This is a genomic window from Kitasatospora sp. NPDC058063, from assembly GCF_042885395.1.
In the GTDB taxonomy this organism is placed as follows: Bacteria; Actinomycetota; Actinomycetes; order Streptomycetales; family Streptomycetaceae; genus Kitasatospora; species Kitasatospora lactacystinica.
The window spans coordinates 195,747-215,288 of record NZ_JBHVSD010000017.1 but is presented as its reverse complement, the minus strand read 5'-3'; the positions used below and the strand labels follow the sequence as shown (position 1 = coordinate 215,288).

At 74.5% G+C, this 19,542-nt stretch carries 16 protein-coding genes; 12 read left to right on the top strand and 4 right to left on the bottom strand.

The features are described from left to right. The first annotated feature begins 348 nt into the window (after nt 1-348). Complete coding sequence (locus tag ACFVUY_RS27720) at nt 349-1,269, top strand: hypothetical protein (RefSeq protein WP_387734324.1); 921 nt, start codon at nt 349-351, stop codon at nt 1,267-1,269. Nucleotides 1,270-1,393: 124 nt separating this feature from the next. Here the strand turns inward: ACFVUY_RS27720 and ACFVUY_RS27715 are convergent, their stop codons facing one another. Continuing rightward, a complete protein-coding gene (locus tag ACFVUY_RS27715) occupies nt 1,394-2,764 on the bottom strand; it encodes a DUF1015 family protein (RefSeq protein ID WP_387693572.1) in 1,371 nt (456 codons plus the stop codon). 92 nt (nt 2,765-2,856) lie between these two features. Between ACFVUY_RS27715 and ACFVUY_RS27710 the strand changes: the two genes are divergently transcribed. Together ACFVUY_RS27710 and ACFVUY_RS27705 are read left to right on the top strand one after the other, a co-directional pair. Beyond that, nucleotides 2,857-3,570, top strand: coding sequence for a tetratricopeptide repeat protein (locus ACFVUY_RS27710; RefSeq protein WP_387734308.1), 714 nt, complete (start codon nt 2,857-2,859; stop codon nt 3,568-3,570). 168 nt (nt 3,571-3,738) lie between these two features. After that, entirely contained in the window at nt 3,739-4,776 is a 1,038-nt protein-coding gene (locus ACFVUY_RS27705; RefSeq protein ID WP_387693574.1) for an HAD-IIA family hydrolase, read from the top strand. 118 nt (nt 4,777-4,894) lie between these two features. Here ACFVUY_RS27705 and ACFVUY_RS27700 read toward each other — a convergent pair whose 3' ends face one another. Then, the gene (locus ACFVUY_RS27700) at nt 4,895-5,242 is read right to left on the bottom strand and encodes an SCP2 sterol-binding domain-containing protein (protein ID WP_387734306.1); all 348 of its coding nucleotides are present in this window, start codon (nt 5,240-5,242) and stop codon (nt 4,895-4,897) included. Nucleotides 5,243-5,441: 199 nt separating this feature from the next. Between ACFVUY_RS27700 and ACFVUY_RS27695 the strand changes: the two genes are divergently transcribed. The 4 genes from ACFVUY_RS27695 to ACFVUY_RS27680 all read left to right on the top strand — a co-directional run bounded on the left by ACFVUY_RS27695 (nt 5,442) and on the right by ACFVUY_RS27680 (nt 8,369). Continuing rightward, on the top strand, nt 5,442-6,311 hold the full coding sequence (locus ACFVUY_RS27695) for a hypothetical protein (RefSeq protein ID WP_387734303.1): 870 nt from the start codon (nt 5,442-5,444) through the stop codon (nt 6,309-6,311). After that, nucleotides 6,295-6,528, top strand: a complete 234-nt coding sequence (locus ACFVUY_RS27690) for a hypothetical protein (protein ID WP_387734301.1) — start codon at nt 6,295-6,297, stop codon at nt 6,526-6,528. Before ACFVUY_RS27695 ends, ACFVUY_RS27690 begins: the two co-directional genes overlap by 17 nt. A 35-nt stretch (nt 6,529-6,563) precedes the next feature. Further along, nucleotides 6,564-7,370 (top strand): TlyA family RNA methyltransferase, encoded by an 807-nt coding sequence (locus tag ACFVUY_RS27685; RefSeq protein WP_387693635.1) that lies wholly within the window; start codon nt 6,564-6,566, stop codon nt 7,368-7,370. A gap of 93 nt (nt 7,371-7,463) precedes the next feature. Beyond that, a complete protein-coding gene (locus tag ACFVUY_RS27680) occupies nt 7,464-8,369 on the top strand; it encodes an NAD kinase (RefSeq protein ID WP_387693578.1) in 906 nt (301 codons plus the stop codon). A gap of 181 nt (nt 8,370-8,550) precedes the next feature. On the opposite strand, the gene ACFVUY_RS27675 is transcribed toward ACFVUY_RS27680, so the two are convergent. Beyond that, nucleotides 8,551-10,050, bottom strand: a complete 1,500-nt coding sequence (locus ACFVUY_RS27675) for a PLP-dependent aminotransferase family protein (protein ID WP_387693579.1) — start codon at nt 10,048-10,050, stop codon at nt 8,551-8,553. Between the two features lie 210 nt (nt 10,051-10,260). On the opposite strand from ACFVUY_RS27675, the gene ACFVUY_RS27670 reads away from it, so the two are divergent. From ACFVUY_RS27670 to ACFVUY_RS27660, 3 genes are all read left to right on the top strand, one after another. Beyond that, a complete protein-coding gene (locus tag ACFVUY_RS27670; RefSeq protein WP_387693637.1) occupies nt 10,261-10,881 on the top strand; it encodes a YitT family protein in 621 nt (206 codons plus the stop codon). Nucleotides 10,882-10,969: 88 nt separating this feature from the next. After that, on the top strand, nt 10,970-12,703 hold the full coding sequence (gene recN, locus ACFVUY_RS27665) for a DNA repair protein RecN (protein WP_387734322.1): 1,734 nt from the start codon (nt 10,970-10,972) through the stop codon (nt 12,701-12,703). 166 nt (nt 12,704-12,869) lie between these two features. Further along, nucleotides 12,870-14,048, top strand: a complete 1,179-nt coding sequence (locus ACFVUY_RS27660; RefSeq protein WP_387693580.1) for a glycosyltransferase family 4 protein — start codon at nt 12,870-12,872, stop codon at nt 14,046-14,048. A 53-nt stretch (nt 14,049-14,101) separates the two neighbouring features. Here the strand turns inward: ACFVUY_RS27660 and ACFVUY_RS27655 are convergent, their stop codons facing one another. After that, nucleotides 14,102-16,102 carry a glycoside hydrolase family 15 protein gene (locus ACFVUY_RS27655; protein ID WP_387693581.1) on the bottom strand — a complete coding sequence of 667 codons (2,001 nt, stop codon included), beginning with the start codon at nt 16,100-16,102 and terminating at the stop codon, nt 14,102-14,104. Nucleotides 16,103-16,820: 718 nt separating this feature from the next. Between ACFVUY_RS27655 and ACFVUY_RS27650 the strand changes: the two genes are divergently transcribed. Together ACFVUY_RS27650 and ACFVUY_RS27645 are read left to right on the top strand one after the other, a co-directional pair. After that, complete coding sequence (locus tag ACFVUY_RS27650) at nt 16,821-18,500, top strand: CTP synthase (protein ID WP_359899194.1); 1,680 nt, start codon at nt 16,821-16,823, stop codon at nt 18,498-18,500. 134 nt (nt 18,501-18,634) lie between these two features. Further along, entirely contained in the window at nt 18,635-19,282 is a 648-nt protein-coding gene (locus tag ACFVUY_RS27645) for an NUDIX domain-containing protein (protein ID WP_380348098.1), read from the top strand. Nucleotides 19,283-19,542 lie beyond the last annotated feature (260 nt).

Sequence of the window (19,542 nt, the reverse complement as noted above, 5' to 3'; positions counted from 1 at the left end):
CGTGACGACCGTCCGCGTCGTGACGACCGCCCCTCCGGTGGTGGCTACGGCCGTGACCGTGATGACCGTGGCGGTGACCGCGGTGGTTTCCGTCGCGACGACCGTCCCTCCGGCGGCGGTTTCAACCGTGACCGCGGCGACCGCCCGACCGGTGGTGGCTTCCGTCGCGACGACCGCCCCTCCGGCGGTGACCGTGGCGGCTTCCGCCGTGACGACCGCGGCGGCGACCGCGGTGGTTTCCGCCGTGACGACCGCCAGGGCGGCGGCTACCGTCGGGACCGTGACGACCGCGGCAGTGACCGTCGGGACTACGACGACCGCCGGGGCAACTACGAGCCCGTCAAGCGTCTGCCGATCCCGGAGGACATCACCGGCTTCGAGCTGGACGCGGACGTGCGTCAGGAGCTCAAGAGCCTGCCGAAGACTCTCGCGGACGACGTCGCCCGCAACCTGGTGATGGTGGCCCGCATGCTCGACAGCGAGCCGGAGGAGGCCTACCAGTACTCGCGCGTCGCGCTCCGTCTGGCCTCCCGCGTGGCTGCGGTCCGTGAGGCGGCCGGTTTCGCCTCGTACATGACGCAGCGTTACTCCGAGGCGCTGACCGAGTTCCGCGCCGCCCGTCGGATGACCGGCCGGGCGGACCTGTGGCCGGTGATGGCCGACTGCGAGCGCGGTCTGGGCCGCCCGGAGCGGGCGCTGGCGATGGCCGGTGAGCCCGAGGTGAAGCAGCTGGACAAGGCCGGCCAGGTCGAGATGCGTCTCGTGGCGGCCGGTGCTCGCAGCGACATGGAGCAGTTCGACGCTGCCGTGGTGACGCTGCAGAGCCCGGAGCTGGCTTCCAGCGCCGTGCACGCGTGGACCGCGCGCCTGCGGTACGCCTACGCCGAGGCCCTGATCGCGGCCGGCCGGGCCGACGAGGCCCGTGACTGGTTCGCCAAGGCCGCCGAGGCCGACACCGACGGCACCACCAACGCCTCGGAGCGGCTGGCCGAGATCGACGGCGTGGAGTTCATCGACACGCTCGACCCGGAGCTGGCCGAGGACGAGACCGAGTCGACGGATGCGCCGGCGAAGAAGCGCGGTGGCGGCGACAACGCCGACGACCGCGTGATCTTCGAGGACGAGGAGGACGTCGAGGAGTTCTACGACGAGGACGACCTCGAGATCGACGAGGACTTCGACGGCGTCGTCCCCGAGCGCGTCCAGGAGGTCCAGGACACCAAGGCCGACACCAAGGCCGACGTCGAGGCTGCCGCCGACAAGAGCTGAGCAGCTCCCCAGGCAACGCCGTGAGGCCCTGCCGTTCCCCGGAATCCCGGGGAACGGCAGGGCCTCACGGCGTTCCGGGCCGTGTCCGGGCCGTGTCCGGGCCGTGTCCGGGCCGGCGGCGTCGTCAGCCCAGCGCGAGGTTGCGCAGCACCAGCCCGGTGGCCGGCTTCGGCCCGAAGGAGGTGGACTTTCGCGGCATGGTGACGCCCTGTTCGGCCAGCCGTCTCACCACCGACTCCCGGACCGGGTGCAGCAGGACGGCGGTGCCGCCGGTGCGCGCGGCCTCCTGCTCGGCGGCCACGGCGGTGTGCAGGTAGCCGATGTCGTCCGGGCCGTCGGGGACGTGCCAGGTGTGGTCCAGCAGGGTGGCGTGCAGGACGGTGGCGTCCAGGTGGCGCCACTCCTCGGGCCGCCCCTGCGGCACGGTGGCGTCGAGCAGGGACTCCTCGGGCTCGCCGAGCAGCCAGTAGACGCCGTCGCCGCCGGTGAGGACGAAGCCGTTTCCGCCGTGCCGCTTCTGCTCGGCGAGGGCCTGGAGCGCGGCGGACAGCGGCCCGGGGACCTCCTTGACCTTCCACTGGTCGCCGAGCCGCTCCAGTGCCTCGGCCACCGGCAGCCGGTACAGCACGCGGTGGATGGCGCGGACCCGCAGCGGGTAGCGGGCGGTGTCCACCAGGAGTACCAGGCCGCGGTCCCAGGGGCTGCGCGGCAGGTGGCGGTGCTCGCGCTGGAGGCGCAGGTACATCTCCCAGCGGTGGTGGCCGTCGGCGATCAGCGCCCGGCAGGTGGCGAGGTCGCGGCTGATCCCGGCGATCTCGGCGGGGTCGGTGACCGCCCACAGCCGGTGGTGGGTGCCGTCGCTGGTGGCGGTGGAGAGCAGTGGCTCGCGCTCGACCGTCCGTTCGATCACGCCGGAGGCGCCGCCGTTGCCCCGGTAGGTGAGCAGCAGCGGTTCCAGGTTGGCCCGGGTGGTGCGCATCAGGCCGACCCGGTCGGCGACCGGCCGCGGCATCACGTCCTCGTGCGGGAGCACCACACCGCCCTCGCGGCCGCTCACCGCGAGGGCGCCGATCAGGCCGCGCTGGAGCAGTTCGGGGGAGTCGTCGGTGGCCGGCACCCGTTGCTCGTAGACGTAGAGCGCGGGCTCGGGGTCGGCGGCCAGGATGCCCTCGCGCTGCCAGGCGGCCAGGAGCCGGGCGGCGTGCCGGTAGCGGGTGTCGCGGTCGGGGCGGTCGCCGGCGTCCTCGGGCTCGGGCCTGGGAAGGATCAGCCGGACCACGTTGTGCGGGTCGGCGGTCTCCAGGTCGAGCCGGCGGCCCGGATCCACGACGTCGTACGGCGGGGACATCACCGCGGCCAGGGCGCCGACCCGGTCGGGGACGTAGCGCAGGCCGCGGAAGGGGGACAGGGACAGGCCGGCGGTGGCGACGTGCCCGGGATCACCGGGGCCGCCCTCGGGAGTCTCGACTCCGTCTTCTGCACTGGGTGTGCTCATTCTGGGCATCGTAACCGGGTACGCGTTGTTGAGAGATCGGAATGCCCGTGCCGAGTCGTGGGCCGGGTGTGCGACCGAGGGCGAGGTACGGCATGGACGACGGGCAGGAACGGGTGGACGGCGGCGGCCCGGTCGAGTCGGGCGGACCGGTCGGGCCGGTCGGTGCCACCCGCGGGGATGCTCCGGCCGGCGGCGTGCCGGGCCGTGCACCGGGCGACGAAACACCGGGCGGCGGCGCGGGGGCCGGCAGCGCGGGGGTCGACGGTACCGGGGCCGGCGGGGTGCCGCGGCAGAGCCGTTCCGGGGAGCCCGCCGGGGATGTGTACGACTGGTTCCGCCGGGGTGCCCAGCTGCTGGCGCAGGGGCATCCGGCGGCCGCAGAGCAGCTGCTCGCCCGGGCGGTGGCGGCCGAGCCGCACTCGCGCAGCATCCGGGAGGCGTTGGCGCGGGCCCAGTTCGACGCGGGCTCGTACGCGGCGGCCCTGGGGAACTTCCGCGCCGTGGCGCTCGCCGACCCGGCGGACGACTACGCTCAGTTCGGGTGGGGCGTCGCGGCGGCCCGGCTGGGCGATTTCGAGACCTCCGCCGAGCACCTGGCGCTGGCCGTGGCGATGCGGCCGGAGAGCGACCACTACCGCCAGGCGCTGCGGCAGACCCGGGCGACCCTGGCCGCCCGGGCCGGGGCGTACGGCCCGCTGCTGCCGGGAGCACCCGGGTACGCGGCGCCCCCGGCGGGTGCCGAGGGCCCGACCGGAGGGCCGGCGGACGACGCCGGCACGGGCAATGGTGCCGACGACGGCGCCTGACCGGCCGGCGCGAGGACCGGCCGCACGCCGTGAGGGACTCCGTGACGGACGGGTGACGGACGCCGTGACAGGCTCCGCCACGCACGAGTGACGGAAGTCGCGCCGCACGAGGACGTGCGGCGCGGACGACGAAGTGAACGACGACGCAGTGAATGAGGTAGCGCAGCCATGACCGAGACGGCCACCCCCGTGCGACGGACCGCCCCCGGCGGCAGCGAGCGGCCGCTGACCGACGCGTACGACACCGCGCTGCTGGACCTGGACGGCGTGGTCTACGCGGGCGCGCACGCGATCGAGCACGCCGTGGACGCGCTGGACGCCGCCCGCACGGCCGGGATGCGGCTCGCCTACGTGACCAACAACGCCTCCCGCCCGCCGCGGGTGGTGGCCGAGCACCTGACCGAGCTGGGCGTTCCGGCCGAGCCGGCCGACGTGATCAACTCGGCCCAGGCCGCCGCCCGGCTGGTCGCCGAGAAGGTGCCGGCCGGCTCGAAGGTGCTGGTCGTGGGCGGGCTCGGACTGGAGGAGGCGCTGGCCGAGCTGGGGCTGGTCGCGGTCCGCTCGTTGGCCGACGGTCCGCTCGCGGTGGTCCAGGGCTTCGACCCCTCGGTGGGGTGGACGGACCTGGCGGAGGCCTCGTACGCCGTGCAGAGCGGTCTGCCGTGGGTGGCGTCCAACCTGGACCTGACGGTGCCGAGGGCCCGTGGCATCGCGCCCGGCAACGGCACCCTGGTGGCGGCGGTGCGGGCGGCGACCGGGGTGGAGCCGGAGGTGGCGGGCAAGCCGCTGCCGCCGATGCACCGGGAGACCGTGCTGCGTACCGGTGCGGAGCGTCCGCTGGTGGTCGGGGACCGGCTGGACACCGACATCGAGGGCGCGTTCAACGGCGGGGTGGACAGCCTGCTGGTGTTCACCGGGGTGACCACGCCGGAGCTGCTGCTGGCGGCCCCGGTCGAGCACCGGCCGACCTACCTGGCCGCAGACCTGCGTGGACTGCTCGTCCCCCACCCCGCGGTGGCGGCCGTGGACGGCGGCTTCGGGTGCGGCGGCTGGGTCGCGGGCGTCGAAGCCGGTGTGCTGCGGCTGTCCGGGGCGGGGGACCGCTGGGACGGCCTGCGGGCGCTGTGCGCGGCGGCGTGGTCGGTGCTGGACGCGGGCGGCGCGCCGGTGGACGGCCGCAAGGCGCTGGCCGATCTGGGGTTCTGAGAACAGGTCGCCGGTCGACCCGGGGCCGCCCTCGGCAGCGCCGGGTCCGACGGCCGAATCCGGGACGGGTCCGGGACGGGCCCGGTGGCCGAACTCGGGGCCGGTTCGGCGGCCCGGCTCAGAGCAGGGTGCGCAGTCGCAGCAGGTCGCGGAAGCCCGCCTCCAGCCTGACCCGGCCGCTCGCCCAGGCGGAGGCGAAGCCGAGCCGCCCGCCGACCAGTGCGACCAGGTCGTCGCTGGTCATGGTGAGCCGGATCTCCGCCTTCCCGGCCGGGGCGCCGGGGGAGACCACCATGTCCTGGATCCGGCCGTCGCGCAGTCGCCCGGTGAAGGTCAGGTCGAGGTCGGTGATCCGGCAGCTGAGCGAACGGTCGAGGGCCGCGGCCTTGCGGACGTCGCCGGTGGACTTCGCCATGTTCCGGCTGAGCTGCTCCAGTGCCTCCCGGCACTCCTCGGCGTTCGCCACGGGGCGGCTCCCTCCCCCGGTCGCTACGGTGCTGACTGCGGGCCACGGTACCTCAGGCGGGTTTTGGCGGTAGCGTCGTCCGTGGGGTGCCCGGACGCCGTCCGTGGGGTGCCCGGAACGGCCCGGGTACTGAGGGCGACGGAGCGACGCGCGTACGCGATTGGGAGGCACCCGGATGCTGCCGAGGACGATTCGGGGAGTGGTGGAGACCGCCGCCGGAGTGGTCGAGGAGGTCGGCAAGCTGGTCGTCGGGACGGCGACCTCGATCCTGGAGAAGGCCGGGGTGGACGTCGCCGAGGTCGAGCGCCGGCTGGGCGGTCAGTTCCCGCCGTCGGTGGAGACCTTGCAGACCCTGGCTGGGGAGGCGGTCACGGCCGGGCGCGCCGGGGTGGACCTGGCGGTCGGTGTGGCGCGCAACGAGGCGGAGAAGGTCTTCGAGAAGGTCGGCGACCAGGTGACCAAGGTCGGCGTGGTGCTGGCGTACCTGGAGACCAAGCTGCGCGAGGTCGAGGAGGAGGCCCCGACGGCCGGGTCCGGGCCGGGGTCGTACGAGGCCGAGGAGCCGGTGCCGGCGCCGCGGGCCGGTGACCTGTTCGGGCGCGGCTGGGAGTTCGAGGAGGAGCGCTCGGCGGTCCCGGCGACGGGGGAGCCGATAGTCGCCGAGCGGGTGGAGGTGGACGAGCCGGTCGAGGTCGATCCACCGGTTCCGCCGGTGTCCCGGGCCGCCCCGGTCCCGCCGGAGGCGCCCGCGGCCGAGGAGAGTTCCGCAGGGGAGGGCCCGGCCAAGGAGAGTTCGGCGAAGAAGAGCGCCGCCAAGAAGAGCACGGCGAGGAAGAGCGCGGCCGAGAAGCCGGCGACGACGGGGACGGCCGGGAAGGGGACGGCGGCTGGGAAGGCCACCGCGAAGAAGAAGACGACGACCGTCAAGAAGACCGCCACCGCCAAGCAGACCGAGGCCCGGTCCGAGGCCGCCACCCGGTCCGGGACGCCCGCGAAGCGTGCCGCGACCAGGAAGACCACCGTCCGCAAGGCCACCAGCACGAAGAAGCCCGATGCCCGGGACGAGTGAACCGCCCGAGTCCGTCCGGGACGCCGGGGCGTCGGACGTGATCGCCCTGGTGGAGCCGCTGGGCGTCGAGCCGGTTCTCACCGGCCACCCCGGAGTGGACGCCGGCCTGGCCCGGCTGGAGGCTCTGGACGGGGTCCCGGCCGAGGCACACGTCGCGGTGTACGAAGATGTTCACCAGCGGCTGGTCGACACACTGGCCGCGCTCGATCAGGAATGACCCGCAGGATCCGTAGGAGCTGAACACCAGTGGCAGTGGCACGACGCCGACTCGACGCGGAACTGGTCCGCCGCAAGCTGGCCCGATCGCGTGAGCACGCGTCCGAGCTGATCGCGGCCGGCCGGGTGACCGTCGGCGGCACCACCGCGACCAAGCCGGCCACCCAGGTGGAGACCTCGGCGGCGGTCGTGGTGGCCAAGGACGACAACGACCCCGACTACGTCTCGCGCGGCGGCCACAAGCTCGCCGGCGCGTTCGCGGCCTTCGTGCCGCAGGGCCTGGTGGTCGAGGGCCGCCGGGCGCTGGACGCGGGCGCCTCCACCGGCGGCTTCACCGACGTGCTGCTGCGGGCCGGGGCCGCGCGGGTGCTGGCGGTGGACGTCGGGTACGGGCAGCTGGCCTGGTCGCTGCAGAGCGACGACCGGGTCACCGTGATGGACCGCACCAATGTGCGCGAGCTGACCCCGGAGCTGATCGGCGGCACCCCGGTGGACCTGGTGGTGGGCGACCTGTCGTTCATCTCGCTGGGCCTGGTGCTCCCGGCCCTCGCCTCCTGCGCGGCCGGGGACGCCGACCTGGTGCTGATGGTCAAGCCCCAGTTCGAGATCGGCAAGGAGCGTCTGGGCAGCGGCGGCGTGGTGCGCAGCCCGCAGCTGCGCGCCGAGATGGTGCGCCAGGTCGCGGGGCAGGCGTGGGAGCTCGGGCTGGGCGTGCGCGCGGTCACCGCGAGCCCCCTGCCGGGGCCGTCCGGCAACGTCGAGTACTTCCTCTGGCTGCGCCGGGACGCCCCGCAGCTGGACCCCGCGGAGGCGGACCGGGCCGTGGCCGAGGGGCCCCGGTAGGGTGCCTTGCGAGCGTCCGGCCCGTCATGCCGTATGGCGCGGCCGCACCGGGGCCAAGGGCGACCCGGCAGGCGTTAGGGAGAGGGCAGCGGCATGAGCGATGAAGAACGTACGGTCTTCCTGATCGCGCACACCGGCCGGGAGGCGGCGCTGCGCAGCGTCGAGGCCCTGGTGCACGGGCTGCTGAAGGCGGGCCTTCGGATCAGACTGCTGGAGGCCGAGGCGGTCGACCTGGACCTGCCGGAGGGCGTCGAGAAGGTGGCGGAGGGCCCCGGGGCGGCGGACGGCTGCGAGCTGATCCTGGTGGCCGGCGGGGACGGGACGCTGCTGCGCGGGGCGGAGCTGGCGCGCTCGCACGGGCTGCCGATGCTCGGGATCAACCTGGGCCGGGTGGGCTTCCTCGCCGAGGCCGAGCGGGACGACCTGGCCGTGGTGGTGGAGCGGGTGGTGGACGCCGACTACGAGGTCGAGGAGCGGATGACGATCGATGTCATCGTCCGCACCAACGGCGATGTGGTCCACGAGGACTGGGCGCTGAACGAGGCCTCGATCGAGAAGGCGGCGCGGGAGCGGATGCTGGAGGTGGTGACCGAGGTGGACGGCCGCCCGGTCTCCAACTTCGGCTGTGACGGCGTGGTGTGCGCGACGCCGACCGGCTCCACCGCGTACGCGTTCTCCGGCGGCGGGCCGGTGGTGTGGCCGGAGGTGGAGGCGCTGCTGATGGTGCCGATCTCCGCGCACGCGCTGTTCGCCCGCCCGCTGGTGACCTCGCCGGAGTCGGTGCTGGCGGTCGAGGTGCAGCCCAAGACCCCGCACGGTGTGCTCTGGTGCGACGGGCGGCGTTCGGTCGAACTGCCCGCCGGGGCGCGGGTGGAGGTCCGCCGGGGCCGGACTCCGGTGCGGCTGGCGAGGCTGCACCGGGCGCCGTTCACCGACCGGCTGGTGGCCAAGTTCGCGCTGCCGGTGACGGGTTGGCGCGGCCGGGCCGGCCACTGCTAGCACCTCTCAGCAGGAGGCCGGCGGACCGGCAGGCCGGCGGGCGGTCGGCCGCGGCTGGTCCGGATGCGCCGAGGCCGGTGCGCGCCCGGGGCTTTCGCCTGTCCCGGGCCGCGCACCGGCCGATCGCATGCCCCTGACGAGCCGTCAGGCCGTCAGCGGCTGGGCCTCATTGGCTGAGCCGTCAGACCGCCAGTGGCTGGGCCTCGTCGGCCGGTTCGAGCCGTCCGTCGGCCGCCGCCTGGGCGGCCAGGGCGGCGAGGCGTTCGACGGCGGCGGGGACGGTCGCGGCGGGCACGGTGACCGGGAGACGGATGTGGTGCTCGAAGGCGCCGTCCGAGCCGAAGCGGTTGCCCGAGGCGATCCGGACCCCGCCGCGCTCCCCGGCCCGGGCCAGCGCGGCGCCGGACAGCGCGCCGGTGGAGACCCACAGCGAGAGACCGCCGGTCGGCATGGTGAAGCTCCAGTCGGGCAGCCGTTCGGGCAGGGCGGCGGCGAAGGCCCGCGCGGTGGCCCGCAGCCGGGTCAGCTGGTGCTCCCGGACGTCGGGCAGCAGTTCGCCCAGCAGTTCGGCGGCGATCAGCTGGTCCAGCACCGGGGTGCCGACGTCGCTGTAGACCCGCTCGGTGGCCAGTCGGCGCACCAGCGCCGGCGCGGCCCGGACCCAGCCGATCCGCAGACCGCCCCAGAGCAGCTTGCCCGCCGAGCCGACGGTGACCACCTGGGCGGAGCGGTCCAGTGCGGCCATGGGGCGCGGCAGCGGGGTGGAGGGCGGGACGCCCCAGCCGAGCTCGGCGGTGGTCTCGTCCGCCAGCACGATGCTTCCGGCGGTCCGGGCGGCGGCCAGCAGTTCGCGGCGCTGCTCCTCGTCGATCAGGGTGCCGGTCGGGTTGTGGAAGTCCGGGATCAGGTAGGCGACCTTGGGGCCGGCGCCGCGCAGCACCCGCCGCCACTCGTCGAGGTCCCAGGTGGGCCGCGGAGTCCAGGCGTACGGCACCGGGACCAGGCGCGCGCCGGCCAGCCGCAGTGCCTGCAGGGTGTTCGCGTAGCTGGGCGCCTCGACGGCGACCCGGTCGCCGCGGCCGATCAGGGCCCGCTGGAGCAGGTGCAGGGCGCCCATGGCGCCGGTGGTGATCAGGATCTGGTCGGGGGTGGTGGGCAGTCCGCGCTCGGTGAAGCGGCGGGCGACGGCCTCGCGCAGCACCGGGACGCCGGTGGGGTAGTGGCCGTGCCCGGCGGCGTAGTGCGGCAGCTGTTCGACGGCCCGGGCGGCGGCCTGGCCGACCCAGGGCTGGGGGGCGGGCGGGGCGGCGACGCCGAGGTCCAGCATGCGGCTCTGCTCGTCCGGGGGGACGGGGTGCAGGGCCTCGCTGGGCGGCGGGGCGCCCTCGGGCAGGGCGGTCCAGCTGCCCGCGCCGCGCCGGCTGCGCAGGTAGCCGTCGCCGCGCAGGGTCTCGTACGCGGTGGCGACGGTGGTGCGGCTCATCGCGAGGGCGGTGGCCAGTTCGCGTTCGGCGGGCAGCCGGGCGCCGACCGGCAGCCGGCCCTCGGTGACCAGCAGCCGGATCTGCCCGGCCAGGGTGCGGTAAGCGGGGCGGCGGGCGGCGGCCGGCTCGGGGAGCCGGGCGGTGGCGAGCAGCCGCGCCAGGGCGGGCGGGGTGACGGTGGTGTGCCAGTCGACCATGGCTGAATAAGTCCACTTGCTAGAGATTGGCCCTGGAGCAGGCCGCTTTGGACTGGCCATCATGGCAGGGCGGCCGTGCCGGCCGCCACTACCGGGAGTCCCGGTGGTGCAGCACCACCGCAGGAGCAAGCCTTGGCCACCACGACCACACCGACATCGGCCGCCACCACCACCCCCGCACCGGCCGCCGGGCGGAGCCTCGCCGTCCGGGTGTTCGGCGACACCCACGCCCTCGGCCGCCGGATACCGCAGCTGTTCGCCGGCCTCGTCCTGTACGGCGTGAGCATGGCGCTGATGCTCCGCTCCGGCCTCGGCCTCGACCCCTGGGACGTCCTGCACCAGGGCCTGCAGCGCACCGTCGGGCTGTCGGTCGGCGCCTGGGTGACGATCTGCGGCGCCCTCGTCCTGCTGCTGTGGATCCCGCTGCGCCAGCGCCCCGGCCTGGGCACCGTCGCCAACGTGCTGCTGATCGGCGCGGCCATGGACCTCACCCTGCGGGTCGTCGGAGAGCCCGGCGCCCTGCCCGTCCGGATCGCGCTGTCGGCCGGGGCGATCGTCCTCAACGGCCTGGCCACCGGCCTCTACATCGGCGCCCGGCTCGGCCCCGGCCCGCGCGACGGCCTGATGACCGGCCTGCACCGGCGCACCGGCCGTTCGCTGCGACTTCTGCGGACCGGCATCGAGGTGACGGTCCTCACCGCCGGTGTGCTGCTCGGCGGCACCGCCGGGGTCGGCACCGTCGCGTACGCGCTGGCCATCGGCCCGATGGCGCAGCTCTTCCTGCGCTGGTGCACGGTGCCGGTGGCCGCCGGGGACCCCCGGAAGGGATGAACTTCCGGGCACGGAGTTGCCGCGCGCCGTTGTCGCTCGTCGCGCGCCGGGGGCGGAACCTCGTAAGGTCGTCTCCGTGTTGGACGAGATGCGGATACGGGATCTTGGGGTCATCGACGACGCGGTGGTCGAACTCGCCCCCGGCTTCACCGCCGTGACCGGTGAGACCGGCGCCGGAAAGACCATGGTCGTGACCAGCCTGGGCCTGCTGCTCGGCGGCCGCGCCGACCCGGGCCTGGTGCGCAACGGCACCGGACGCGCCGTCGTGGAGGGCCGGCTGCAGCTGCCCGCCGACTCCCCGGCGGCGGTCCGCGCGATCGAGGCGGGGGCCGAACTGGACGACGGCGCGCTGCTGATCAGCCGGACCGTCTCCGCCGAGGGCCGCTCCCGGGCGCACGTCGGCGGCCGGTCCGTCCCGGTCGGGCTGCTCGCCGAGCTCGGCGAGGACCTGATCGCCGTGCACGGCCAGACCGACCAGCAGCGCCTGCTGCGCCCGGCCCGCCAGCGCGGCGCGCTGGACCGGTACGCGGGCGCCTCGGTGGCCGGGCCGCTGGCCCGCTACCGGGAGACCTACCGCGTCCTGCGCGAGGTCTCCGCGATCCTGGAGGAGCTGACCACCCGGGCCCGCGAGCGCGCCCAGGAGGCCGATCTGCTGCGCTTCGGCCTGGACGAGATCGCCGCCGCCGAACCGGTGGCCGGCGAGGACGCGGAGCTGGCCGCCGAGGCCGAGCGGCTCGGCCACGCCGACGCGCTGTCCTCCGCCGCGACCCTCGCCCACGCCGCCCTGGCCGGCGACCCGGTCGACCCGGAGGCGCTGGACGCGGGCACCCTGCTCGCCCAGTCCCGCCGGGCCCTGGACGCCGTGCGCCACCACGACGAGCGGCTGGCCGCCCTGGCCGACCGCCTCAACGAGGTCGGCTACCTGCTCGCCGACGTGGCCGGCGACCTGGCCGGCTACGCGGACGACCTGGACGCCGACCCGGTGCGCCTGTCCGCCGTCGAGGACCGCCGGGCCGTACTGGCCCAGCTGCTGCGCAAGTACGGCGGCGAGGAGAACTCGCTCGCCGAGGTGATCGCCTGGGCCGAGGCCGGGGCGGTGCGGCTCGCCGAACTCGACGGCGACGACGACCGGATCGACGAGCTCGGCGCCCGGGAGACCGAGCTGCGGGCCGAACTGGCCGAGCTGGCCGCCGAGGTCTCGCGGGCCCGGCACGCCGCGTCCGGACGGTTCGCCGAGGCGGTCTCCGCCGAACTCGCCGAACTGGCCATGCCGCACGCCCGGGTGACCTTCGCGATCGGCCAGGTCGACGACCTGGCCGGGATCGAGGTCGGCGGGCGCACCGTCGCCTACGGTCCGCACGGCGTGGACGAGGTGGAGGTGCTGCTGGCCCCGCACCCGGGCGCCCAGCCGCGCCCGATCGCCAAGGGCGCCTCCGGCGGTGAGCTGTCCCGCGTGATGCTCGCCGTCGAGGTGGTCTTCGCGGGCGCCGACCCCGTCCCCACCTACTTGTTCGACGAGGTGGACGCGGGCGTCGGCGGCAAGGCCGCGGTCGAGATCGGCCGTCGGCTGGCCAAGCTGGCCGAGTCCGCCCAGGTCGTGGTGGTCACCCACCTCCCGCAGGTCGCCGCGTTCGCCGACCGGCACCTGGTCGTGGTGAAGACCAACGACGGCACCGTGACCCGCAGCGGCGTCAAGGTGCTGAACGACGAGGAGCGGGTGCGCGAACTCTCCCGGATGCTGGCCGGCCTGGAGGACTCGGAGCTGGGCCGCGCCCACGCCGAGGAACTGTTGGCCGCCGCGCGGGCCCCGCGCCGCCGCTAGCCGGCGCCGGCGGCCCCCTCGGACCCCGGCGACGCGCCCCCGTGGCGCCGACTGTCCAAGAGGGCCGCCGACCTGGCATGGTGGCGCCTGGACACTGGCTTTCCAGCCCCGAGCGCCGCCGGGCGGGCAATCCTCGCGAGGCGGCGCGCGAACCTGATCGAGTCGGATGCGAGACGACGTGGACCATTCCGCCGCCCGGGCCACCGCGGCCGTCCCCGAACCGGGGCAGCTGCACGTGGTACTCGTCCTGGCCGCCAGCACCGGCGGCATCGGTGCGCACGTGCGCTCCCTGGCCCAGGGCCTGGTCGCGCACGGAGTGAACGTCACGGTCTGCGCGCCGGCCGGCGCGGACGCGCTGTTCGGCTTCTCCCGCACGGGTGCCAGGTTCCACACCGTCGACATCACCCCCACCGCGGGCGCCCGCAGCGACGCCACCGCGATCGGCGAGCTGCGCCGGGCCTTCACCGGCGCCGACGTGGTGCACGCCCACGGGCTGCGCGCCGGGCTGCTGTCCGACCTGGCGCTGCGCACCGCCGGCCGCTTCCCGGGCCTGCGCCCGGAGACCCCGCTGGTGGTCACCTCGCACCACGCGCTGCTGGCCACCGGGATGGAGCGCCGGCTGCAGCGGCTGATGGAGCGCCGGGTGGCGCGCGCCGCCGACCTGGTTCTCGGCGCCTCCTCCGACCTCGTCGCCCGGGCCCGTGAACTGGGCGCCACCGACGCCCGGCTGGGCCCGGTGGCGGCCCCGCCGATGCCCGACGGGCAGCTCGCCCGCACCGAGGCCCGTACCGCGCTGCTCGGCGCGGACCCGGACCGCCCGCTGGTGCTGGCGGTCGGCCGGCTCGTTCCGCAGAAGGCCTTCGGAGTGCTGCTGGACGCCACCCGGGAGCTGTCCGCGCTGGACCCGGAGCCGCTGGTGCTGCTCGCCGGGGACGGCCCGGAGGCGGGCGTGCTGCGCGAGCGGACGGCCGCGGAGAAGCTGCCGGTGCGGTTGCTCGGCTACCGCACCGACGTGCCCGACCTGCTGGCCGCCGCCGACGTGGTGGTGATCCCCAGCCGCTGGGAGGCCCGCTCGCTGGTGGTGCAGGAGGCGATGCGGGCCGGCGTGCCGGTGGTCGCCACCGCCGTCGGCGGCATCCCCGAACTGGTCGGCGACGCCGCCGTACTGGTGCCCTCCGGCGACCCGGCGGCGCTCGGTCGCGCGGTGCGCGCCCTGCTGGCCGACCCGGCCCGCCGCGAGCAGCTGGTGGCGGCCGGCCGGCAGCAGGCCGAGACCTGGCCGGACGAGGCCGCCACCGTCGCCCAGGTGCTCAGCACCTACGACGAGCTGGTGCAGCGCGGCTAGACCGGCTTCCGGGCGGTGGCCCGCCGGACGGTGGCCCGCTGGACCGTGGCCTGTCAGACGGTGGCCCGTTCGACCCGGTCGGCGGCCGGGCCGTCCGGCTGGGCGGACAGGTACGCGGCGCCGCAGGCGGTCAGCCGCAGCGCGGTATCGATCAGCGGGACGTGGCTGAAGGCCTGGGGGAAGTTGCCGACCTGGCGCTTGAGCCGCGGGTCCCACTCCTCGGCGAGCAGGCCCAGGTCGTTGCGCAGCGCCAGCAGCCGGTCGAACAGTTCGCGGGCCTCCTGCACCCGGCCGATCATGGCGAGGTCGTCGGCCAGCCAGAACGAGCAGGCGAGGAAGGCGCCCTCGTGGCCGGAGAGGCCGTCGACGTTGTTGCCGCTCTCGTCGTGGGTCGGGTAGCGCAGGACGAAGCCGTCCTCGGTGGACAGTTCGCGCTGGATCGCCTCGATGGTGCCGATGACGCGCTTGTCGTCCGGGGGCAGGAAGCCGACCTGGGGGATCAGCAGCAGCGAGGCGTCCAGCTCCTTGCCGCCGTAGTACTGGGTGAAGGTGTTGCGCTCCGGGTCGTAGCCCTTCTCGCAGACGTCCGCGTGGATCAGCGCGCGCAGCGCGCGCCAGCGCTCCAGGTGGCCGCCGGTGGGCTCGTCCTCGGGGGTCTGCTCCAGCAGCTTGATGGTCCGGTCGACGGCGACCCAGGCCATCACCTTGGAGTGGACGAAGTGCCGGCGCGGGCCGCGGACCTCCCAGATGCCCTCGTCCGGCTCCTGCCAGTGCTCCTCCAGGTAGTCGATCAGGCGCAGCTGGAGGTGGTGGGCGTGGTCGTTGCGGACCAGGCCGGTCATGTGGGCCAGGTGCAGGGCCTCGACGACCTCGCCGTAGACGTCGAGCTGGAGCTGTCCGGCGGCGCCGTTGCCGACCCGGACGGGCTGGGAGCCCTCGTAGCCGGGCAGCCAGTCCAGCGAGGACTCGGTGAGCTCGCGCTCGCCGGCGATGCCGTACATGATCTGGAGGTTCTCAGGGTCGCCGGCCACCGCGCGCAGCAGCCACTCGCGCCAGGCGCGGGCCTCCTCGCGGTAGCCGGTGCGCAGCAGGGAGGAGAGGGTGATGGCGGCGTCGCGCAGCCAGGTGTAGCGGTAGTCCCAGTTGCGTTCGCCGCCGATGTCCTCGGGCAGGGAGGTGGTGGGGGCGGCGACGATGCCGCCGGTGGGGGCGTAGGTGAGGCCCTTGAGGGTGATCAGGGAGCGGATCACGGCCTCGCGGTAGGGGCCCTGGTAGGTGCACTGGTCGGCCCACTCGTGCCAGAAGTCGGCGGTGGCGTCGAGCATCCCCTCGGCGTCCGGGGGCCTGGGCGGGTCGAGGTGGGAGGCCTGCCAGGTGAGGGCGAAGGCGATCCGCTCGCCGGCGGTGACGGTGAAGTCGGCGTAGGTGGTGAGGTCGCGGCCGTAGGTCTCGGCCTCGCCGTCCAGCCAGACCGAGTCGGGGCCGGCGACGGCGACGGTGCGGTGGCCGCCGTCGGCCTGTTCGACGCGGTGCACCCAGGGCACGATGCGGCCGTAGGAGAAACGCATCCGCACGGCCGAGCGCATCCGTACGGTGCCCGTGACGCCCTCGACGATCCGGATCACCTGGGGGACGGCGTCCTTGCCGGCCAGCGGGCGCGGCGGCATGAAGTCGATCACCCGGACGGTGCCGCCGTCGGTGTCCCACTCCTGCTCCAGGACCAGCGAGTCGCCCCGGTAGCGGCGGCGGTCGGCGGGCACGGCGGGGGCGGCGGCGGTGGGCGGGGGCACCCGCAGGTCGGCGGTGTCGGCGATGCGGGCCCGGCCCGCGTCGGCGGGGGGCGTGGCGGCGGCCGGTGCGGGGACCTCGGTCAGGACGGCCTCGGCCGGGCCGATCCGCCAGAAGCCGTGTTCATCGGTGCCGAGCAGGCCGGCGAACACGGCCGGCGAGTCGAAGCGGGGAAGGCAGAGCCAGTCCACCGCCCCGTCCCTGCTGACCAGGGCAGCGGTCTGCATGTCCCCGATGAGTGCGTAGTCCTCGATACGGCCGGCCACGTGGATCTCCAGTTCGCAATGTGGTCAGGGCATCGGCGAGCGGAGGGAGCGAGCGGTCTGCGGGGCCGGAGGTCCACCCCGGGACGTCCGGCCTGCCGGGGGTGGTGGCAGGCCTTGCTGGAGTGTCCGCGGGGCTCGGTCGAGCCCCTGGAGTGGGTGGGGATGGGCTGGAATACGGGGAGGTCCGGTCGCGCATCGGGGACCGGGAGTGTCCTGACCCTCCCACGCCCTCCGCGTGCTCGTGCTGTCGGCGATGCGTCCGAGCAGCTTACGACGGACGAAAGGGGCGAAGCACGCGGGCGCAGCCCGGTGTGGCGCCGCAATTCGGCGGAAATGCCGTGCATCGCGAGGGCGCGGCGCAGGATGGTCCGGAAGGATCACCTCCGGCTGGTCCGGCCGGATGAGCCGCGATGGTCCGGACGGATACCGCGCTCTGGCCCGGTCCGGCGGGTTGTGCGACCGGTGTGAAATCTGTGGCGCGTGATGCGCCGGTGGTGCGCCCCGCGCGCGCCCCCGGGGAGGCACGCTCGGCCCGGAACGGCGTTCGGGTCCGGTCGCTGATACCCTGGTATCCCGTGGACCGGCGGGATCAAACGCCCCGGACCAGCCGAACCGACGACCCAACGAGCGCCGCGCACCGAGCCGGCCTCCGTCGCCCGGCGAACCCCGAGCCTCCCGCCCACGTCTGCTTCGACACGCGACCCACGGGAGCCCCCTCTTGGCACAGCCCCATTCCGGCAAGGCAGCGAACGGCCGCGCCGTGACGACCAAGCACCTCTTCGTCACCGGGGGTGTCGCCTCTTCTCTCGGAAAGGGGCTCACCGCCTCCAGCCTCGGCGCGTTGCTCAAGGCCCGCGGCCTGCGCGTGACGATGCAGAAGCTCGACCCCTACCTCAACGTGGACCCGGGCACCATGAACCCGTTCCAGCACGGTGAGGTGTTCGTCACCGACGACGGCGCCGAGACCGACCTGGACATCGGCCACTACGAGCGGTTCCTCGACACCAACCTGCACGGCTCGGCGAACGTCACCACCGGCCAGGTGTACTCGACCGTCATCGCCAAGGAGCGCCGCGGCGAGTACCTGGGCGACACCGTCCAGGTCATCCCGCACATCACCAACGAGATCAAGTCCCGGATCCGCCGGATGGCGACCGAGGACGTCGACGTGGTGATCACCGAGGTCGGCGGCACCGTCGGCGACATCGAGTCGCTGCCGTTCCTGGAGGCCGTCCGCCAGGTCCGCCACGAGGTCGGCCGGGACAACGTGTTCTTCGTGCACGTCTCCCTGCTGCCGTACATCGGCCCCTCGGGCGAGCTGAAGACCAAGCCCACCCAGCACTCCGTCGCCGCGCTGCGCAACATCGGCATCCAGCCCGACGCGATCGTGCTGCGCGCCGACCGCGAGGTCCCGCAGGCGATCAAGCGCAAGATCTCGCTGATGTGCGACGTGGACGAGGAGGCCGTGGTCGCGGCCATCGACGCCAAGTCGATCTACGACATCCCCAAGGTGCTGCACGGCGAGGGCCTGGACGCCTACGTGGTGCGCCGCCTGGACCTGCCGTTCCGCGACGTGGACTGGACCACCTGGGACGACCTGCTGCGCCGCGTCCACGAGCCGCAGCACATCGTCAAGGTCGCCCTGGTCGGCAAGTACATCGACCTGCCGGACGCGTACCTGTCGGTGACCGAGGCGCTGCGCGCCGGCGGTTTCGCCAACAACGCCCGGGTCGAGATCAAGTGGGTCACCTCGGACGACTGCGAGACCCCCGAGGGCGCCCGGGCGCAGCTCGGCGACGTCGACGCGATCTGCATCCCCGGCGGCTTCGGCGACCGCGGCGTCAACGGCAAGGTCGGCGCGATCACCTTCGCCCGCGAGAACAAGGTCCCGCTGCTGGGCCTGTGCCTGGGCCTGCAGTGCGTGGTCATCGAGGCGGCCCGCAACCTGGCCGGCCTGCCGGAGGCCAACTCCACCGAGTTCGACGCCGCCGCCAAGCACCCGGTCATCTCCACGATGGCCGAGCAGCTGGCCATCGTCGACGGCAAGGGCGACCTGGGCGGCACCATGCGCCTGGGCCTGTACCCGGCCAAGCTCGCCGAGGGCTCGATCGTCCGCGAGGTCTACGACGGCGAGCAGTACGTCGAGGAGCGCCACCGCCACCGCTACGAGGTCAACAACTCCTACCGTGCGGACCTGGAGAAGACCGGCCTGGTGTTCTCCGGCCTCTCGCCCAAGGGCGACCTGGTCGAGTACGTCGAGTACCCGCGCGAGGTGCACCCCTACCTGGTGGCCACCCAGGCCCACCCGGAGCTGAAGTCCCGCCCGACCCGCCCGCACCCGCTGTTCGCGGGCCTGGTCAAGGCGGCCATCGAGATCAAGACCGCGGCCTCCGAGTAGTCCCCGGTCGTCGCAGTCGGCTGTCGTCGGCTGCGGTCGTCGACAGCGCTCGTTCACCCGACGGCGGCCCCGCGATTCCCGCGGGGCCGCCGTTCGGCGTTAGATTGTGTCGTACTGACGAAAAGGGGAGAACGATGGACGAGCAGGGCCGCCAGGGGATCTTCGACGTGGCCGAGGAGTGGGAGGTCCGGGAGAGCGGAACGCCGTTCCAGGGCAAGGTCACCGGGGTGCGCAGCGAGGAGGTCCGGATGCCCGACGGCAGCTGGGCGCGCCGCGACTACCAGACCCACCCCGGCTCCGTCTCGGTGCTCGCCCTGGACGACGAGCAGCGGGTGCTGGTGCTGCGCCAGTACCGCCACCCGGTGCGCCAGCGGCTGTGGGAGCTGCCGGCCGGCCTGCTCGACGTGCCCGGCGAGAACCCGTGGCGCGCCGCGCAGCGCGAGCTGTATGAGGAGGCGTACTGCAAGGCCGGCACCTGGCGGATCCTCGCCGACTACTACACCTCCCCGGGCGGCACCGACGAGGCGCTGCGGATGTTCCTGGCCACCGACCTGGCGCCGGCCGAGGGCGAGCGCTACGCGGCCGAGGGCGAGGAGCAGGAGATCGAGGTCGCCTGGGTGCCGGTGCCGGAACTGATCCGGCTGATCCAGGCCGGGAAGCTGCACAACCCGACCCTGGTCACCGGCACCCTCGCGGTGCACGCCGCGCTCACCGGCCCGGACGGGCTGGACGCGCTGCGCCCGGCGGACTCGCCCTGGCCGGCCCGTCCCTTCGAGGCCTGAGGCGGTCCCGTCGGGGTTCGGGACGGCGAGCGGTCGGGGTCCGGGCCGGCCGGTCGGGCTCCGGGGGGCGGACGGGGCGGGGTGGTCGGTCCGGGTCCGGGATGGCAGACGGGGGACGAGAGGGCCGGTCGGGGGACGGCCGGCCGCCGTGCGTTGAGTCGTTGGGGTGATTTGCCGATTCGTACGACCGGATGTCACCTCGGCTGAGCCGGACGGTCGAACTACGCTTCGCAGACAGGGCGCCCGTCCCGGGCCGCCTC

Excerpts from the sequence above, each read along its gene's own strand:
- ACFVUY_RS27715 (WP_387693572.1), bottom strand. The coding sequence starts at position 2,764 with ATGAGCACACCCAGTGCAGAAGACGGAGTCGAGACTCCCGAGGGCGGC.
- ACFVUY_RS27710 (WP_387734308.1), top strand. The coding sequence starts at position 2,857 with ATGGACGACGGGCAGGAACGGGTGGACGGCGGCGGCCCGGTCGAGTCG.
- ACFVUY_RS27705 (WP_387693574.1), top strand. The coding sequence starts at position 3,739 with ATGACCGAGACGGCCACCCCCGTGCGACGGACCGCCCCCGGCGGCAGC.
- ACFVUY_RS27690 (WP_387734301.1), top strand. The coding sequence starts at position 6,295 with ATGCCCGGGACGAGTGAACCGCCCGAGTCCGTCCGGGACGCCGGGGCG.
- ACFVUY_RS27680 (WP_387693578.1), top strand. The coding sequence starts at position 7,464 with ATGAGCGATGAAGAACGTACGGTCTTCCTGATCGCGCACACCGGCCGG.
- ACFVUY_RS27675 (WP_387693579.1), bottom strand. The coding sequence starts at position 10,050 with ATGGTCGACTGGCACACCACCGTCACCCCGCCCGCCCTGGCGCGGCTG.
- recN (WP_387734322.1), top strand. The coding sequence starts at position 10,970 with ATGCGGATACGGGATCTTGGGGTCATCGACGACGCGGTGGTCGAACTC.
- ACFVUY_RS27660 (WP_387693580.1), top strand. The coding sequence starts at position 12,870 with ATGCGAGACGACGTGGACCATTCCGCCGCCCGGGCCACCGCGGCCGTC.
- ACFVUY_RS27645 (WP_380348098.1), top strand. The coding sequence starts at position 18,635 with ATGGACGAGCAGGGCCGCCAGGGGATCTTCGACGTGGCCGAGGAGTGG.